The following is a 17,939-nucleotide window of genomic DNA, read 5'->3' as shown; positions in this document are numbered from 1 at the left end:
TGGAAGGTTTCTTTATGCGAATCGTGTATAACATAGCAAAGCTGCTGATTGAGCCTGATTTCAGGTTCGGAATAGAATCAGCGGCTTTTTTTCATGGGCGAATATGTACTTGTTCGGAGTTCTACATGCAGAATCTATGATTTCAATACGGAAGCATAGTCTGCCAGAGCTTGTACGCCGGCCGGTGTCAACACGTAGCGACCGCGACTTACCCGACGGAACCAGCCGTAGTAATTGCGCTGCAGAATGTCAGCCGCCGATCCCACGCCGCTTCGATCCCGCACGGCCGCGGGAGAAATACCGGACAGCACCGCGGGTGTAGCTTCTTGAAGCTCATGCCCCTCCTGCAGTTCGCGCGAGCTTCGCTGCTCCACTTCCGCCGCATTCATGGCAGCAGCAACGCGCAGCGTCTTCTCGCGATAAGCGGTAACCAGCTTGGCTCTCGTCACCCCGCCCGTGTTGTAATCGCCGCTGCGCTCCCGAAATTCATACAATAGGCGTTCCTTGCGCCTGATGGCGGTTCGTCCCTTCTGCACGGCGATCTCCGGCTCACAGAGCACCTCGACGAAGGGCGCTTTGGTTTTGTAGAAGGTGACCGTAATGAGTCCTAGTCCCAAACGTCCGCAGAGCCCCGTCAGCTCCGCCCAGCGCTGATTGACGGCTCCTTTCTTCGCCCGGCTCTTCTCGACGGCAAGGTAAACGTAGGGGGTCAGCTTTAACCGCTCGATGCCCTGGAGCAGAAGGGCCAGATTGAAGGTTTTTTTCAGCTCCACGATCAGCGGTTCATCGGCGCCCTCTTTCATGCCGACAAGGTCACAATTGCGTACTTCACCCTTCACTTCATAACCGTTTAGTTCAAAAAAGGCCTTCAGGGGAGCGTACAGCTCGGCTTCATGCTTTATCGCCATGATGACTCTCCTTTATTCGAAAGATGCTTTAATGTCAAGTTAATGTAATTTCAGTATAGCATGGGGACGGCTCGCATGGCGTACCCGAGTGTAGAATGGACCGGTGGTTAGATAAAATTGCATGCGCATGACTTCGAAAATAAGGTCAACTATTCCAAGCAAGTCGCATAGGTATGTAATACACTTTTTCGAAAATGGAATGTTTTCTAATGACGCTGTGGAATGGAAGCCAATCCCCATAAACAGACTCATAGGAGGTAGCGAAATGGATATTTTCGAACGCATAGCATCGTATCGGGCAGAAGGCGACCGTTTGGCGTGGAGCGGCACATTCAGGGAATACATTGAAATACTTAAGAAGGATCCCTCTCCAGCCATGACGGCACATGCCCGTGTATATGACATGATCGAATCCTACGGTTTCGAAGAGAGCGGGGGCCAGAAAAAATATAAGTTTTTTGAACAGGAAATCTTCGGTCTCGACCGGGCTGTCGAGAAACTCGTTGAAGAATATTTCCATTCCGCGGCCCGCAGGCTGGATGTGCGCAAACGCATACTGCTGCTTATGGGGCCTGTCAGCGGCGGGAAATCCACGCTGGTCACGCTGCTGAAGCGCGGCCTGGAGAAGCATTCCCGTACCGACCGCGGAGCGGTATACGCGATCGCCGGCTGCCCGATGCAGGAAGAGCCGCTGCATTTGATTCCGATGGAGCTAAGACCGGAGATCGAGAAGGAGCTCGGCGTCCGGATCGAGGGGAATTTGTGCCCGGCCTGCCAGCTTCGGCTTAAAACCGAGTACGGCGGCGATATCGAAAAGGTTGAAGTTGAACGGATATTAATCTCCGAGGAGAACCGGGTCGGCATCGGCACGTTCAGTCCGTCGGATCCCAAGTCGCAGGACATTGCCGATTTGACCGGCAGCATCGATTTCTCCACCATCACGGAATACGGCTCCGAATCGGATCCGCGCGCCTATCGCTTTGACGGTGAGTTAAACAAAGCGAACCGCGGCTTGATGGAATTCCAGGAGATGCTGAAATGCGATGAAAAATTTCTATGGAACTTGCTCTCCCTGACCCAGGAAGGGAACTTTAAAGCGGGCCGGTTCGCGCTGATAAGCGCGGATGAGCTGATCGTGGCTCACACCAACGAATCCGAGTACAAAGCATTTATCGCCAATAAGAAAAACGAGGCGCTGCAATCCCGGATGATTGTTATGCCGATTCCGTATAACCTGCGAGTCAGCGACGAGGAGAAAATCTACTCGAAGCTGATCGGCCAAAGCGATATGAAGCATATCCATATCGCGCCGCACGCGCTTCGATCTGCCGCGATATTCTCCGTCTTGACGCGTCTGAAGGAAACGAAGAAGCAGGGCATGGATCTGATCAAGAAGATGCGCATGTACGACGGTGTGGAAGTCGAAGGGTATAAAGAAGCGGACCTGAAGGAGATGCAGAATGAATATCTGGAAGAAGGCATGTCCGGGATTGATCCGCGGTATGTCATTAACCGGATATCCAGTGCTTTGATTAAGCAGGATCTTCAATGCATTAACGCGCTGGATATGCTGCGGGCGATCAAGGATGGGCTGGATCAGCATGCCTCGATTGCCAAGGAGGAGCGGGAGCGCTATCTGAATTTTATTGCCGCCGCACGCAAGGAGTATGATGATCTAGCGAAGAAGGAAGTCCAGAAGGCCTTTGTGTATTCCTTCGAGGAGTCTGCCAAGACGCTGTTCGAGAATTATTTGGATAACATCGAAGCATTCTGCAACTGGACGAAAATCCGCGATCCGTTAACCGATGAGGAGATGGATCCGGACGAAAGACTGATGCGTTCGATCGAGGAGCAGATCGGCGTCTCGGAAAACGCGAAGAAGGCTTTCCGGGAGGAGATCATGATTCGCATCTCGGCTTATTCCCGAAAGGGCAAAAAGTTCGAATATCACAATCATGAGCGCCTGCGCGAGGCAATTGAGAAGAAGCTGTTCACCGACCTGAAGGATATCGTCAAGATTACAACCTCGACGAAAACGCCGGATGCCGTGCAGTTAAAACGGATCAACGAGGTTAGCTCCAGACTGATCGAGGAGCACGGGTACTGCCCGGTATGCGCGAACGAGCTGCTGCGTTATGTGGGCAGTCTGTTGAATCGGTAATATCGAATAGAATAACGGAATGCCATGAGAAACCACTTGTGAAGTTAGGGTGGTTTCTCATGTTTTGGGATGAAATGGCCCGGTTGGGTGGTGCAAATATACACACAATTAGGACTTTAGGATTATGTTTATATGGTAAATATAGTCTATAATGGACCCTAAGTACTTGAACCTGTGATATGGATCACGCTATTTAGGAGTGGAGTTATCGAAATGATTGATGTTTCCCCGAAAAGACGCCAACAGTTGGAGTATATCGGATTGGATGAACAAGGGCTGGAGCTGCTGGCCAATCATCGTGACGTGTTCGCGAAGGTGGTTGAAGAGGTCGTTAACCGGTTTTACGCGCAGATCGGGACGCAGCCGCAGCTGATGCAGATTATCGAGCGCACCTCGACGGTGGAACGGCTTAAGGAGACCCAGCGGATATACTGGATGTCCCTTGCGGCAGGAAGAGTGGATGATGCTTATATTGCCGAACGGATTAAGATCGGACAAGTTCACTCCAGAATCGGACTGAAAACGGACTATTACCTTGGAAGCTACATGGTTTATCTGGATATCGCTACCGACTTACTGAAGCAAATCGTACCGGATCAGTGGATCCAAGTGGTGCATGCCCTGAGCAAGATGTTTAATCTGGATTCCCAGCTCGTTCTGGAAGCTTACGAAATGAAAGAGAAAGAGAAAATCAACAATTTGGTATCGGATCAACAAAGAATGTTGGAAGCGATTACAAATGCGGTTCAAGAATTGACGGCCATGATCGTGGAGCTGGATCAAAGCGCGGCGTTAATGGCAGACAATGCGATCAAAACAGCGGAAGCACAGGATAAAGCGCATACGCTGACTTCCGAGCTGGGCGAAGAAATTCTGCATATTGAGCAGATGGGAAGTTTGATTAGGGAAATCTCGGATCAGAGCCACTTGCTCGGTCTGAATGCGGCGATTGAGGCTGCTCATGCCGGGGAATTAGGCAGAGGCTTCGAGGTGGTTGCCGGGGAAGTTCGAAAGCTGGCCACCCATTCCAAGAAGGCGATGGACGAGATTCAGGACAAGGTCAGCGGCATTATCCGCAAGCTGGGGCTTGTGGAGCAGGAATCAGAGAAAACATCCTTGAACGCACGAAATCAAGCGGCAAGCTCGCAGGAATTGGCTGCTTTTGTGAAAATGATGGAAAAGCTGGCCGATGATTTGGAATCGCTTCAGCATGAATATGATGTTCAGAAGCACGATGTCCAAGAGGGGGCCATATCCCAGAAGGTAAGCGTATAACAGGGATTCAAGAAGCGAACGGATGAAGGATATCCCTAAACAACAGCAGCACCCGCGCATGGAGAAATCCCCCAGCGCGGGTGCTGCTGCTCTATGGCGCCATCATGCCCTTCAAGCGCTGCGTCGTTAAATAAATCGCCGATGGAGCTTCTTGCCGTCGTAGGAGAACAGGATCGGTTTGCCCTCGATCATGCTGTGCAGATGCACGGGTTTGCCCCAGAGCCGGTAAACATAGGGGATGGTGCGCTCCATATATTTCAGGTCAAGCTCAATGCCCTCATACAGATGCTTGATCATCAGCTCACCGGAGCGAAGATGATCGCCGTCGGTTACCACGAGAAACGGCGAGCCGCCGTTTACGCGGGAGACGACCAGCTGGTCGCGGATATTTTCCCACGCCTTGTCGGTGATTTTCCATTCCGGCCCTTTTTTCTCGAAGACATAGAGGTCCAGGTCCTCCACGAGTTCCTTCGTTAAATAATTGCGCAGGAAGGAAATATCGGAGTCGTATTCGCGCACATCAAACATCTTCTCCCGATCCCAGCGGCGTTCGATATCCTCGAAGATTTTCAGACCCAGGTAGTAGGGGTTCAGGCTGTGGCGCGACGGCTGCACGACCGAGGCGTTGAGCTTGGCGAATTCCACCGTTTCCTCGCTGGTCAGGTCCATCTCCCGCAGAATGCGCTGATGCCAGTACGAAGCCCAGCCCTCGTTCATGATTTTGGTTTCCATCTGCGGCCAGAAGTACAGCATTTCCTCCCGCAGCATACTCATAATGTCCCGCTGCCAATCCTCCAGAATGTCGGAGTGCTCCTGAATGAACCACATGATGTCTTTCTCCGGCTCGGGCGGGAAGCGTTTGGGTGCTGCCGGTGATTTATCGGCTTTGTCTTCGCCATTTTCGTCCATATCCCATAAATCGTCATACCGGCCGGGAGGTTTCTGTCGCTTGGCTTCCTCCTTCTGCTCCTGCATCCGCCGTGCGGTGTATCGCTGCTTATCGAGTTTATCCGGCCTTACGATATGCGGGTCCACATGCTCTTGAATCGCCAGCACAGCGTCGATAAACTGCTCCACAGCCTCCGTGCCGTGCTCAATCTCGTAACGGGAGATACGCTCGGCAGTAGCCGACATGCTCTCAACCATATTACGGTTAGAGACGGAGAAGCGGGCGTTGTTTTTAAAGAAATCGCAGTGTGCAAGGACATGGGCCACAATGAGTTTATTTTGAATCAGGGAGTTGCCGTCCAGAAGAAACGCATAACATGGATTGGAGTTGATCACGAGCTCGTAGATTTTGCTAAGGCCGAAGTCGTACTGCATCTTCATTTTATTGAAGGTTTTTCCGAAGCTCCAGTGGCTGAACCGGGTAGGCATGCCGTATGCGCCGAAGGTATATATGATGTCTGCCGGGCAGATTTCATATCGCATAGGGTAAAAATCAAGGCCAAAGCCTGTAGCGATCTCGGTAATCTCCGCAATGGAACGTTCCAGTTCCGCGATCTCGTCTTGGTGCACGAGAATCCCCCCTTCGTTATTAAAAACATGGTTCTTATCATTTATATGGAATCTTGCTGCAGATATGCGGGCTGACGAGGGGATGCCGGGAATATGTACGGGCTTCTGCGAAAAAAGAGTCCCGTCTCGTTCCACAGACGTAGCGAGCTGCCAGACCATGTAACGATGCCCCTCGGAAAGCTTTGCGTTATAATGGGATTAATCCAGCGGTTTGGCAGACTTCACCATTTATTAACCGATGGATAATAAGATGAGGTCAGGGAGGCAAATGAATGATCGAATTTCCTAAACCCGATGTGGAGCAATTTTTTCAAACTTATGGCATTCGTACCTTTGGAATCAGTGCAGACGAGTCACGGCTTGTATTCAGCAGCAGTCTAAACGGAAAGTTCAATTTATGGGCCATGGAGTTAGAAGGGGAGACGTCCTACCCTTATCCGCTTACATACAATGACCAGATCGCAAGCTTTATCAAGCTGGACCCGGAAGGGCGACATATCTTAACGGCGTTTGACCGTGACGGGAATGAAAATTATCAGTTTCATGTGCTGCGCTGGAACGGCGGCGAGCCGATGCCTTTGTTCGAAGGGGCCGATGCGGATGACAAACATTATTTCGTGCATTTGTCGGAGGATGGCAAGCGATTGTATTACGTCACATCGAAGGGGAATCCGTCCTTCCTGAATTCGCGCGTATATCATCTGGACACCAAGGAGGATCATTTGCTGCATGAAGGCGAGGTGACGTCGACCGAAATGTGTGCCGTGAGCCCCGACGAGAAAACCATCGCATATACGAAAATGTATGCCAACACCTACTATGTCAGTTACGTGAAGCGTGAAGGCGGCCAGCCGCTCTGCTTGACACCTTCCCCTGATCAGGTTCACATCTCGGGCGATGTGCTGTTCGCCAGCAATGACCAGGTCATTTTCGCAACGGATTACGAATCGGAATTTTCATATGTAGCCACTTACGACATTCCTCAGCAGAAGTTTGAACCGCTGTGCCGTTTCGACCGGGAGAGCATCCAGCTCTTGCGCTACCATAAGGATTCACGGACTCTCTATATCGTCACGGAAAAAGGGGTGGAGGATCGACTGTATGCCTATTCGCTCGACAGCGGGGCGTTAACCGCCATTCCTCTTCCATCGGATATCGTGGAGCAGCTCAACGTGACAAAGTCCGGCAATCTGTACCTGCTCGCCCGCGGCGCCGTGAAGCCGCTTAACATTTACCGTTACGCAGGCGGCTCATGGAGTATGATTACGAAGAACGTTTTGACAGGATTAACCGACGAGGACATGGTGACGCCGGAGGTTGTGACGTATCCTTCTTTTGACGGTATGGAGATCGAAGCGCTCCTGTTCCGAGCCAAAGACCATGTGGCGAACGGTTATACGGTTTTTTGGCCGCATGGCGGCCCGCAAGCCTCGGAACGCAAGCAGTTCCGTTCCATGTTCCAGTATATTCTGGCCAAAGGGTATCACATCTTCTGTCCGAACTTCCGGGGAAGCACGGGTTACGGCAGTTCCTTCGTGAAATTGGTGGAGCAGGATTGGGGCGAGGGACCGCGAAAGGATTGTTTGGCAGGCATGGATTGGCTGTTTGAGCAAGGCATTTCGAGCCGTGAGAAGCTCTTTGTGATGGGCGGAAGCTACGGCGGTTATATGACTCTGCTGCTGGCAGGACGTAATCCGGAGTATTTCAAAGCGGCGATTGATATCGTCGGGGTCAGCAACCTGTTTACCTTCTACAATTCGGTACCCGAGCACTGGAAGCCGATTATGGAGCGCTGGATAGGCGATCCGGAACGGGATAAAGAACGCTTTATCAAGGATTCGCCGATTACGTACCTGGATGATATGGTGAACCCGATGCTGATCATCCAAGGGGCTAACGATCCGCGTGTCGTCAAAGAGGAATCTGACCAAATCGTCGAAGCCTTGAGGGCGAAAGGCCGTGATGTGGAGTATCTCGTGTTCGATGACGAGGGGCATGGCATTACGAAGAAGGCCAACGAAAAAATCGCTTATGCGCGGATGGTCGAATTCCTGAAGCGCAATCAGTAAGAGACCGTATGAAAAAAGAGGCGTACCCAAGGTCCATTCGGACTCCGAGGTACGCCTCTTTCCCTGTTAGTTATCTATAGTGTCGCTCGGATTCCAGAGCTTGATTCCATCGTCCTCCAGGATGCCTAAGGTCACATCCGAAATGTTCGGATCCTGGGTGAGCAGGGCGTTGATTCTCATTTTGGAATGGCCGGCCTCGGCCAGGGTCATCCCTTTCTTTAGTTCAATGTAGGCCTCCACATGATAGTTGCGGCCTTCCTGCAGGATGCGAAGACGATTGATGTCGCGGACATCCGGATCGCCGAGAATGATCTCGGAGATCTTCTCTTCCACTTCATTCGGTGCGGCGACGCCGATTAAGCCGACCATATTGTCATATCCGACCTTAAAGGCTACGCCCACCATCAGACAGCCGATCAGGATCGTGGCGATTCCGTCCAGGATGAGGAAATTGAAGAAATGCGCGAACACAATGGCAATCAGCGCGAAGAGGGCGCCAAGCGTAGCCACGATGTCTTCATAGAACACAAGCCGTGTAGGCGGGGCAGCGCGGCCGGCATTTTTGAAAGCGGCGGGCAGCAGGGCAAATCCGGATGCTTGAACACGGGTTTCCTTCATAATCTCTTTCATGGCTTTCATCAGGATAGAGCCATCAATGATAACGGCAATGGCCAGCACAATGAAATTAAGCCAGAAATTCGTGGCTTCTTCCGGATGCTTTAACAGCTTGAAGCCTTTCAGTATCGTTTCGTAGGCCATGATGGTGACCACGATCACCGCGACCATGCAGACCAGATTAATGACCCTGCCGAATCCGGTGGGGAACTTCTTGGTCGGCTTTCGCTCGGCCAGCACGCTGCCTACGAATACAAACCCCTGGTTTACGGCATCGGCCACCGAGTGCATGGCGGATGCAAACATCGTACCGCTCCCGCTAACGGACGCCGCTATCCCCTTGATTATGGCCAATCCGGTGTTGCCCAGTGCAGCAATGGCGGATGAGGTGTTTCCTTTTTTAATAAGCTGCCATGTGTTCTTCAATCCGAACCCTCCGTCTATTTTGTCGATTTCGATTTAAATCCGAAGTATATATTATCATATCATGCCAAATTAAGGGTATCCCCTATCCTCACGTGAAACATGATGTCATACATAATACTTAACATGTTTTTTGTTACATTAATCATTATTTACTCATATCTTCATTTCTTACCCAATACATTAAGAATATAGTGGAAAATAAAGGGATGTATGTAGTGAACACGGTTGGTAAGTGGTCTTTAGGAGGATGTGGCGAATCGAGTTACCGCTGGATGACAAAGCGTAAACTGCCTTGCAGCAAAGTGAAAAAACATAAGGAGGAAATGTTATGAAAGCGTTAACAAGTCCAGAGGCAGCGAAAGGCAAGGCGAATGAGGAATGGGGCCTGATTATATGCTCCAGATGTGATGAAATGGTGGACACGATTCCAACCGACGGAGTGAAGATCATTTATGGATATTGCGGAAAAGGGGAATGCAAAGGCACAGAGCCTCAAAATTAATGGATGATCGTTAGCGGAATGTAAACAAAGCATGCTTTTTTGGAAGGAATCTTCCAGAAAGCATGCTTTTTTATGGATTTATAACCTTTTTTGATGGGCATTAAAAAAATGATTGATACCTAATTATGCATTTTTTAGACGAAAATATGTTGCATATATATTATATATGACGTATTATATCGGCAAGTAGAGGAAATGCACGCAGGAGGGATCACTATCGAACTGACGACAAGGCAGCAGGATATCGTCGATATCGTAAAAAAACATGCACCGATTACAGGAGATCAGATTGCGGAGATGCTGAATGTCAGCCGAGCCACCCTTCGTACCGATTTATCCAAACTGGTGGTTCTGGATTATATTGATGCCAAGCCAAAGGTCGGGTACTTTCTGGGAAAGCGGGGAACGCGCGACCGGGAGGAGAAGTTCCGCCTTCTCAAAATGAAGGTAGGCGATCTGCACGGTGTTCCGGTTATTGTGCGTGAGACCACGACGATTCATGAAGCCGTTGTATCCTTGTTTCTGGAGAACGTGGGGAATCTGATCGTTACCGATGCCGATGGTCATCTGGCCGGGATTGTGTCCCGCAAGGATCTGCTTAAGGTAACGCTTGGCAACCCGACGGCATCCTCCATGCCGGTAAGCCTGATCATGACCCGCCGGGCTAACGTGACAACCGTGCAGCCGGAAGATACGGTGCTGGATGCCGCCCGGAAAATCATCAACCATCAAATCGATAGCCTGCCGGTTGTCGTTCCGTCCGCTACGGGGAATCCGGGGGAACACTGGAAGGTTGTCGGTCGGATCACAAAAACGAATATTATCAAAATGCTGCTCGACATGGTAGCCGAGGAATAATGGGAGGAATCGGATGAATCAGGCATTAACTCATTTCATAGCAATCTGTTCGGACTCCATCGGGGAGACGGCTGAAGCAGTTGTGCAAGCTACCCTGCGCCAATTCGAGCTTCCGAATACAGAGATTAAACGTTATATGAACGTTCGCGACGAGGATGAATTGACCGAATTGATGGAAGAGGTGGCGCGGCGCGGAGGCTTTGTGGCCTACACGCTTGTGCAGCCGGAGCTTCGCGAGGTCATACGGGAGGAAGCCGTGCGGCTCAACATTCGTACGGTGGATATTATGGGGCCGATGATGCAGGCCTTTGCCGATACGTTCAACGACTATCCCAAACGACTGCCGGGGCTGCTGCATCGCCTGGACGACAGCTATTTCCGGAGGGTCGACGCGATGGAATTCGCTGTCCAATATGACGATGGCAAGGACGTTAGCGCTATTTTGAAGGCGGACATCATATTGTTGGGCGTATCTCGAATCTCCAAGACGCCGCTATCGATGTTCCTCGCTCATAAAGGCTACAAAACGGTCAATTTCCCGATCGTGCCGGAGATGTCGCCGCCGTCGCAGCTCAGAGAAGTCACGAACGGGACGATCATCGGGCTTACGATCGAGCCGGAGCATCTTCTCAAAATCCGCAGCGAGCGCTTAAAGGTCATGGGACTGCCGCATCAGGTGCAGTATGCAGCCCTTGAGCGGATACAAGAGGAACTGGATTATGCCCTGTCGCTGTATGCGGAGCTTGGATGCCCCGTCATTGATGTTACCGATAAGGCGATTGAGGAATCCGCAGGACTGATTATGAATTATCTGAAATAAGGTGCATCGGTAAGGAAAAAAGCTGAAGGAGGGATTCATTCATGGAGAGTTCATTAGCATTGGAGCTTGTAAGAGTGACGGAGGAAGCGGCGCTGCAATCCGCCCGGTGGACAGGAAGAGGGGACAAGAACAGTGCTGATGAAGCCGCGACGGTTGCCATGCGCAAGCATTTTGATTCCGCAGCGATGGATGGTGTCGTTGTCATAGGGGAAGGCGAGATGGATGAAGCGCCCATGCTGTATATTGGAGAGCGCGTAGGGAACCGCAAAGGTCCGAAGATGGACGTGGCGGTAGATCCGCTCGAAGGAACGGAAACGGTGGCCAGCGGGCTGAACAACGCGTTATCCGTAATCGCCGCAGCTCCCCGAGGCACCCTTCTGCATGCGCCCGATATCTATATGCATAAGCTCGCGGTTGGACCCGAGCTTGCGGGCAAGCTGAGTTTGAATGATCCGATTGAGGTCACCCTTCGAAAAGCATCGGAGATCTTATCCAAGCCGCTGTCGGAGATGACGGTATCCATTCTCGATCGCGACCGACACAGCGCGATGATCAAGGCTTTGCGAGAGTCCGGGGTAAGAATCAAGCTGCTGAGCCATGGGGATGTCATGGGAGCAATCGAGACCTGCACGGACAGCGAGGTCGATCTCTATGTGGGCTCAGGAGGAGCTCCGGAAGGCGTTCTCGCTGCCGCTGCTTTGAAATGCCTGGGCGGGGAAATCCAGGGACGGCTCATACCGGAGACATCGGAGGATTTCATCAGATGCCAGGACATGGGGTTGAAGCATCCCGAGCAGCTGCTGACGATGGAGGATATGGTAGGCGGCGAAGGCGTATTATTCGTGGCTACGGGCGTGACGGCTGGCGATTTCCTGCGCGGCGTGAAGTTTATGCCGGGTCAGCGGGCCGAAACGCATTCCGTCATGATGTATTCCGGCACTAGAACCGTCCGGTATATCCGGAGCGTTCATCATCTGTTTCAAAGCAGTGAGACTTTAGCTGCCGCTGCATCTTCTTAATGCATAAGCAGGGTATCCATAATATAAAGGCACTCCGATGGTTAGCTAACCTTCGGAGTGCCTTTATGCGTTGTTAACGGATTGGCGCTGCCGGATGCTTAACCGTGTCTCTTCCGTCCGAGCATCAGCCAAGCTCCGCCAAGCACAAGCAGCACAGCGATGACAGGCTGCACGACGGACAGATAATTCAGTACCGGTCCGATTGAGAATACCACGAAGAACAGCAGCGACAATACGGTCAGAATGTTAATCGGGATGAGCAGCCACTTGTTACGCGATCCGAACCAGTAGAACTCGAACAGCCCTGCCGCAACGGCCAGGATAAAGCCGGGCCACATGGAACCCCACGAGTCAAACAAGGAAGCGATTTGGCTGACAATACCGGCTGTGAGCAGAATGCCGCCCGGTATCAACAGTCCGATACCCTGTCGTCCAACCAGCGAGAAGTACATCCAGTGAAAAAACAGACCTAACGGGATCACGAACAGCGTAGGCCAGAATGTGGCGAAGATGGAACCGGCGCCAACTGTTCCGCCTTGGTTTAAGAGCAAGTATGCGCCGAGCAGGATGAGCAGCGGTGCCAAGATTGTACGTTTCGTCATACAAACTTCGTTCCTTTCCTTTTGTAGATTGATTAATCCAAGAATACCATGCAATGAATGGGGATGTCCTCGGTCCTGCGGGGAATGTTTCACCTAGACTTTAGTCTAGGATGGCATGTTTAGCCAATAGGCAGGCCGTTTAATAAGGTGCTAAGCGCCTGTTAGGCAAGCCTGAATAAAGAAAAAACAGTCCTGCAGCAAAAGGGTTTCATAGCAGGACTGTCTTTTCCCATTGAAGGATATTATGAAGGCTTCTTGGTATACATGAGTCCAACGGTTTGAGGACCGCAGTGGCTGCATATGACGCAGCCCGCCGTAGAAATGCTAACCTGCCGTGCGCCTGTTTTCTCCTGCAGTTGCTTTTGCAGGAAGCGGGCTTCCTCCTCGGCCATGGTATGTACAACAACGATCAGATCATTGTCCATCTTATCCACTTGAGCCAGCGCATTCTGGATCATCTGATCCAGTGCCTTCTCTTTTTTGCCGCGTACCTTGTAAGCGGGGATCATGCCGCCGTCCACGACTTTGATAACCGGACGGATTTTCAGCAGGCTGCCGATGATGTTTTGCATGCCCGAACAGCGTCCGCCTTTATACAAGTAATCCAGCGTATCGACAACGAATTCGCACTCCACTTCATTTACGGTGCGGCTTAATAACTCCAAAATTTGCGGTATGGATGAACCTTCATTGGCTGCATGAACAGCCTTCATGACAAGCAGGCCGATACCGGAGGAAAGATTGCGTGAATCAAACACGGTAACCCGGCCCTCGGGCAGCTCACCTGCGGCGATCAACGCATTTTGGTAGGTGGAAGAAAGCTCTGATGAAATGCTTAGGAACAGGATATCCTCGCCTTGCTCAATGGATGGCGTGAAGGCCGAAATAAAGTCGGACGGAGAAGGTGCCGCTGTTTTGGGCAGGCTGCCGATCTGGTCAACTTTGGCGTATAGCTGTTCCGGCGTGATGTCGACTCCGTCGCGCAAGGATTGTTCTCCGAATACGACGTAGAGCGGAACGATGCCGATATTATATTCTTCTATCCATGAAGGTGGTAAGTCGCAAGTACTGTCAGCAAAAATTCTAATTTTACCAGACATGAACATCTCCCTTTATCAACTAATTGAATCTTGTACTACTAGAATACCTTGTTTGATGAGAAAAGGGAATGCTCTTGTCGTTTTGGGTCGAGAGCTGAGCATACTCCAAAAAAGGCTGTAATTGTGCAACATATTCCATAAGTTTCCCGTTAATTCTAATGGAGGTGGTTTTATGGCTAAGCATAAGCATTTGAGCAAAATGATCGCATTAACGACCGCTGCAATGCTGCTGATGGCAATAACGGCATGTGGAGGTGAAAACCCAACTTCTCAGCCGCCGGCTAATCCGAATCCCATAGTGGATGATGTCAAGGAACCGGCTGAACCCGTCGAAGAGCCGAAGATCGAGATCAAGCAGGGTACCGGTACCTATGTAGGTCAAATCGATAACAATTCCATTGAAATTGAAACAGCAGACGGTCCTACCGCGTTCCGGCTGGACGAAGGTATGGAGCAAGTCATATCCAAACTACAGGGAGATGAATCCGTCTCGTATGAGTATTGGGAGCAGCCCATTGAGGGTGAAGAAGAATTGAAACAGCTGATTCTCACCAAGCTGACGGTGGAAGAGGAAGGCGGGGGCAAGGGTTCGGAAACCGCGCAGCTGCCTGCAACCAAAGAGTTTGAGCTTGAGCTGGAGGGCATGAAAGAGACCAAAACAGCTAAACTGGCAGAGGGCGACGGCTACGCGCTGTATATTTTTGATATCTTTTCCTTTGATGCAAAGACCAATAAGCTGACCATGAATGTGGATCAAGATTATTATGTTGAGATTACGAAGCTGCCTTCGGATTATAACGAGGATGAACTCAGGCTGGAAGCGAAGAAGGAGCTTGCCGATGCCGGTAAGGTTCGTGAAGCTGGCGACAATGAGAAGCATAAGGTCATGGAGGGTGCATCCGTGTATATGATAGGCGAAGGTGAGAGCCTGACCAAGATGTACATTGTGGATGAGATTGACGGACAGGGTTATATCTTCCGCGTCAATAACCCTCACCGCGAACCTTCCGAAGGATTTGCTACGCATGCCTTTACATCCTTGAGCTCGATTATTAATCAATAATACTCGCAAAAACAGCCTCTGCTGTTTGGCCATAAGGCTGAGCAGCGAGGCTGTTTTGTTATTCATATCGGATGGATGCATTCATTGTTGCTTGGAGGTCTCCAAATATTGCTTAATAAAGCGCAGTGCATTTGCGTCACGTTCCGTGCCTTCACGAATGCCCGCAAACATTTCTTTCTTAAGGACAGGCAGTTGTTCGCCGAGCGGGCTGCCCATAATATCCACGGCATACACATGCTCCGAACCGTCTTCCTCATTTTTCCCCTTTACCAGCATCTCCGGCGTGAGCAGTTCCTTCAGCTCGCCTTCAACCTCCGCTTCAAGGGGGCGCACCATCCCTTGATTGCCAACCCAATCAAAGGCGGTCTGATCCATAATGTACAGGTCCGGGCGCTCGGTGGACAGTACAAGCAGTGCCTTTTGCAGCATGGCTGCATCCTGCGGATTGTTGGAATCCAGAGGCGGTACATAGTTAATGTTAACGGTTACGCGTTTCCAATCGGGGAATTGCGCCAGAATCGCATCCTCGATTGGTTTGAGGTCCTGTCCACCATCCTGATTCATATAAGATCCGAGGAACATGACTTCCAGATCAACCGGGGGCAGATTGGCCAACCGTTCTTTTTCGGCCTGATGGTTGAAAATACTAATCACGATATAAATGAGGACGCCGACTAGAGCAATACCGCCGAGCACATGAAATTTATAATAACGGAAGAAATGATCGGTTTTCTCCGCTGTCCCGGCAAACCTTTTATATTTGCCGTACCGTTTCTGATTCATCTCTTCCAAAGCTTTACGGTTCTCTTCTTCAAGGATGAATTTATAGGCTTTGGTGATGTCGGCAAACTCGGCTTCGATCTCCTCCGCCCGGTCCGGCTCCCGCCTTTGATGTGAGCGGGTTTGGCGCATGAGCAGCGTATACCGGTCGTCGAGCTGTTCCTTGGTTGCATCCTCCGGCAGACCCATTCGCTCATAGGCTTCTTTCAATTGGTCCATTCATGTCACCTCTTCTATACTGTGAGAGTTTCCTATTTACCAGTATATAGTGTAGAGGCGGCAGGTTACAAACGTTTATGTGATGTTTCGACACTAGTTGTCTTGATAATGGGTAAACTGTCAGGAATAAGGAAGAAACGCGAAAATGGATATCATGGGATATGGTAAATGATTCATTGTCTCCCTGAATGATTGTGAATGATTTTGAAAGTTTTAGATTGTTTTTTGGTATGTTTATGTTACTATATGCTTTGAGGGGGAATTCACATTATGCTGACGGAAGAAAGATACCGAATCATATTAGAGCGCTTGCAAGAACGTGGCGTCGTGAAGCTGCAGGAATTGGTTGAACTCCTTGAAGCTTCGGAATCAACGGTACGGCGTGATTTGATCGACCTTGAAGAACGTCAATTATTAAAGCGCATTCATGGCGGAGCCGCGTTGCCGAGCCCAAAGATACAGGAACCTGGAATTGAGGAAAAAACGTTCAAAAACATTCAACAGAAAAATACCGTTGCCCGGTTAGCGGCAGCACAGGTGGAGGATGGAGAAAGCATCTACCTCGATGCGGGAACGACCACGCTGGCGATGATACCGTTCATCGACGCGAAGGACGTTACGGTGGTAACGAACGGTTTATCCCATATCGAAGCGCTGGTAAGCAAACGAATCAAAAGTTATCTACTGGGCGGCATGATGAAAATTCATACCAAAGCCGTCATCGGAAGCATAGCGCTTCAAAATATGGACAACTTCCGCTTTGACCGCTGCTTTCTCGGCACGAACGGTGTGGATGTAGAGATGGGCTACACCACGCCCGATCCGGAAGAAGCCTTGATCAAGCGGCGAGCCCACCAGCTGTCCGCCTCCAGTTATGTCCTTGCGGATTCAAGCAAAATAGGAGAGGTTTCCTTTGCCAAATTACTGGATCTGAACGAAGCGACGCTGATTACGGAGTCCTTATCGGAATCCTGGAAGAAGGCTATTTCACAGAAAACCAAAATAATTGAGGGATCATGATGATATATACGGTAACACTGAATCCTTCCATCGATTTCATCGTGGAAGTTGAACATATCGAGCTCGGCGGTTTGAACAGAATGACACGGGACTTGAAATTTCCGGGCGGCAAAGGAATTAATGTATCGCGGGTGTTGAACCAGCTTGGAGCTGATAATACGGCCATTGGTTTCCTGGGCGGATTCACCGGTCGTTATATAGACGAGATGCTGGGCAAGGAAGGAATCCGCACCGATTTCGTGAATATCGCGGACGATACCCGCATCAACGTCAAACTTAAGCATGGCGACGAGACCGAGATTAACGGCCTGGGTCCTATCATCCGCGAGGAAGAAACGAAAGAACTGCTTCATAAGTTGTCACAGCTTCAAGCAGGGGACATCGTTGTGCTGTCCGGCAGCGTTCCGCCTTCGCTGGGACCTGATTTTTATGGCCTTCTTATCGAAACGTGCCGGAAGTGCGGTGCCGAATTCGTGATGGACACCACTGGAGAGGCGCTGATGAAGGCATTGGCCTGGAAGCCGCTCCTCGTAAAGCCGAATCATCACGAACTGGCCGAATTATTCGGCGTTGTTATCGATTCAAGCGAGAAGCTTGTAGAGTACGGCCGAAAGCTGCTAGAGGAAGGAGCGCAGCATGTTCTTATCTCCATGGCCGGCGAAGGGGCACTGTTCATCACGGCCGATCGGGTATATCACGCGAGCGTACCGTCAGGTACAGTCCGTAATTCCGTCGGGGCCGGTGATTCGATGATTGCCGGATTCGTCGGTACGCTAGCGATGGGCAAGGATCCGATCGAGGCATTCCGGACAGGGGTCGCCTCGGGTAGCGCGACGGCGTTCTCGGACGATTTGGCTGTGCGGGAAACGATTGATCGACTTCTTCCGCAGGTTAGGATCACGGAGTGGTAAGCCGCTTTACATCGATTACGCGGTTATGATGCGGCCGGCCGGCTATGGCGTGGCAGTCATCACGAGGATATCA

Annotated in this window: 16 protein-coding genes; 10 read left to right on the top strand and 6 right to left on the bottom strand. The window is 50.8% G+C overall.

Features of this window, described 5'->3' with window-relative positions; genetic code table 11:
• Positions 1–134: 134 nt before the first annotated feature.
• Positions 135–908 carry a DUF2161 family putative PD-(D/E)XK-type phosphodiesterase gene (locus MKX98_RS26785; protein WP_220684073.1) on the bottom strand — a complete coding sequence of 258 codons (774 nt, stop codon included), beginning with the start codon at positions 906–908 and terminating at the stop codon, positions 135–137.
• Between the two features lie 265 nt (positions 909–1,173).
• Between MKX98_RS26785 and MKX98_RS26780 the strand changes: the two genes are divergently transcribed.
• A complete protein-coding gene (locus tag MKX98_RS26780; RefSeq protein ID WP_194544289.1) occupies positions 1,174–3,069 on the top strand; it encodes a PrkA family serine protein kinase in 1,896 nt (631 codons plus the stop codon).
• Positions 3,070–3,282: 213 nt separating this feature from the next.
• Complete coding sequence (locus MKX98_RS26775) at positions 3,283–4,344, top strand: globin-coupled sensor protein (RefSeq protein WP_339219444.1); 1,062 nt, start codon at positions 3,283–3,285, stop codon at positions 4,342–4,344.
• Positions 4,345–4,470: 126 nt separating this feature from the next.
• Here the strand turns inward: MKX98_RS26775 and MKX98_RS26770 are convergent, their stop codons facing one another.
• Complete coding sequence (locus tag MKX98_RS26770) at positions 4,471–5,862, bottom strand: SpoVR family protein (protein WP_194544287.1); 1,392 nt, start codon at positions 5,860–5,862, stop codon at positions 4,471–4,473.
• A 272-nt stretch (positions 5,863–6,134) separates the two neighbouring features.
• On the opposite strand from MKX98_RS26770, the gene MKX98_RS26765 reads away from it, so the two are divergent.
• On the top strand, positions 6,135–7,931 hold the full coding sequence (locus tag MKX98_RS26765) for a S9 family peptidase (RefSeq protein WP_339219441.1): 1,797 nt from the start codon (positions 6,135–6,137) through the stop codon (positions 7,929–7,931).
• 66 nt (positions 7,932–7,997) lie between these two features.
• Here MKX98_RS26765 and MKX98_RS26760 read toward each other — a convergent pair whose 3' ends face one another.
• Positions 7,998–8,972 (bottom strand): cation diffusion facilitator family transporter, encoded by a 975-nt coding sequence (locus MKX98_RS26760; protein WP_220684077.1) that lies wholly within the window; start codon positions 8,970–8,972, stop codon positions 7,998–8,000.
• 328 nt (positions 8,973–9,300) lie between these two features.
• On the opposite strand from MKX98_RS26760, the gene MKX98_RS26755 reads away from it, so the two are divergent.
• The 4 genes from MKX98_RS26755 (at position 9,301) to glpX (ending at position 12,171) form a co-directional block, all read left to right on the top strand.
• Complete coding sequence (locus tag MKX98_RS26755; protein ID WP_339219438.1) at positions 9,301–9,474, top strand: GapA-binding peptide SR1P; 174 nt, start codon at positions 9,301–9,303, stop codon at positions 9,472–9,474.
• Between the two features lie 195 nt (positions 9,475–9,669).
• Positions 9,670–10,332, top strand: coding sequence for a helix-turn-helix transcriptional regulator (locus MKX98_RS26750; protein ID WP_194544283.1), 663 nt, complete (start codon positions 9,670–9,672; stop codon positions 10,330–10,332).
• 13 nt (positions 10,333–10,345) lie between these two features.
• On the top strand, positions 10,346–11,152 hold the full coding sequence (locus MKX98_RS26745; protein WP_071217883.1) for a pyruvate, water dikinase regulatory protein: 807 nt from the start codon (positions 10,346–10,348) through the stop codon (positions 11,150–11,152).
• 41 nt (positions 11,153–11,193) lie between these two features.
• Entirely contained in the window at positions 11,194–12,171 is a 978-nt protein-coding gene (gene glpX, locus MKX98_RS26740) for a class II fructose-bisphosphatase (protein WP_339219435.1), read from the top strand.
• Positions 12,172–12,269: 98 nt separating this feature from the next.
• On the opposite strand, the gene MKX98_RS26735 is transcribed toward glpX, so the two are convergent.
• The gene (locus tag MKX98_RS26735) at positions 12,270–12,773 is read right to left on the bottom strand and encodes a hypothetical protein (RefSeq protein ID WP_009595848.1); all 504 of its coding nucleotides are present in this window, start codon (positions 12,771–12,773) and stop codon (positions 12,270–12,272) included.
• Positions 12,774–13,015: 242 nt separating this feature from the next.
• Complete coding sequence (locus MKX98_RS26730) at positions 13,016–13,873, bottom strand: DegV family protein (protein ID WP_339219433.1); 858 nt, start codon at positions 13,871–13,873, stop codon at positions 13,016–13,018.
• 172 nt (positions 13,874–14,045) lie between these two features.
• Between MKX98_RS26730 and MKX98_RS26725 the strand changes: the two genes are divergently transcribed.
• The gene (locus tag MKX98_RS26725) at positions 14,046–14,936 is read left to right on the top strand and encodes a hypothetical protein (protein ID WP_339219431.1); all 891 of its coding nucleotides are present in this window, start codon (positions 14,046–14,048) and stop codon (positions 14,934–14,936) included.
• 81 nt (positions 14,937–15,017) lie between these two features.
• Here MKX98_RS26725 and MKX98_RS26720 read toward each other — a convergent pair whose 3' ends face one another.
• Positions 15,018–15,935, bottom strand: coding sequence for a J domain-containing protein (locus MKX98_RS26720; RefSeq protein WP_220684079.1), 918 nt, complete (start codon positions 15,933–15,935; stop codon positions 15,018–15,020).
• Positions 15,936–16,205: 270 nt separating this feature from the next.
• On the opposite strand from MKX98_RS26720, the gene MKX98_RS26715 reads away from it, so the two are divergent.
• Both MKX98_RS26715 and pfkB read left to right on the top strand, forming a co-directional pair.
• Positions 16,206–16,955: a DeoR/GlpR family DNA-binding transcription regulator gene (locus MKX98_RS26715; protein WP_071217888.1), complete on the top strand. Its 750-nt coding sequence runs from the start codon at positions 16,206–16,208 to the stop codon at positions 16,953–16,955.
• Positions 16,955–17,866, top strand: coding sequence for a 1-phosphofructokinase (pfkB, locus tag MKX98_RS26710; RefSeq protein ID WP_220684080.1), 912 nt, complete (start codon positions 16,955–16,957; stop codon positions 17,864–17,866). Before MKX98_RS26715 ends, pfkB begins: the two co-directional genes overlap by 1 nt.
• Positions 17,867–17,939 lie beyond the last annotated feature (73 nt).

Source organism: Paenibacillus sp. FSL W7-1332, from assembly GCF_037969785.1.
Lineage (GTDB): Bacteria > Bacillota > Bacilli > Paenibacillales > Paenibacillaceae > Paenibacillus_AQ.
The sequence above is the reverse complement of the archived record's forward strand: the minus strand, read 5'-3'. Positions and strand labels throughout refer to the sequence as shown.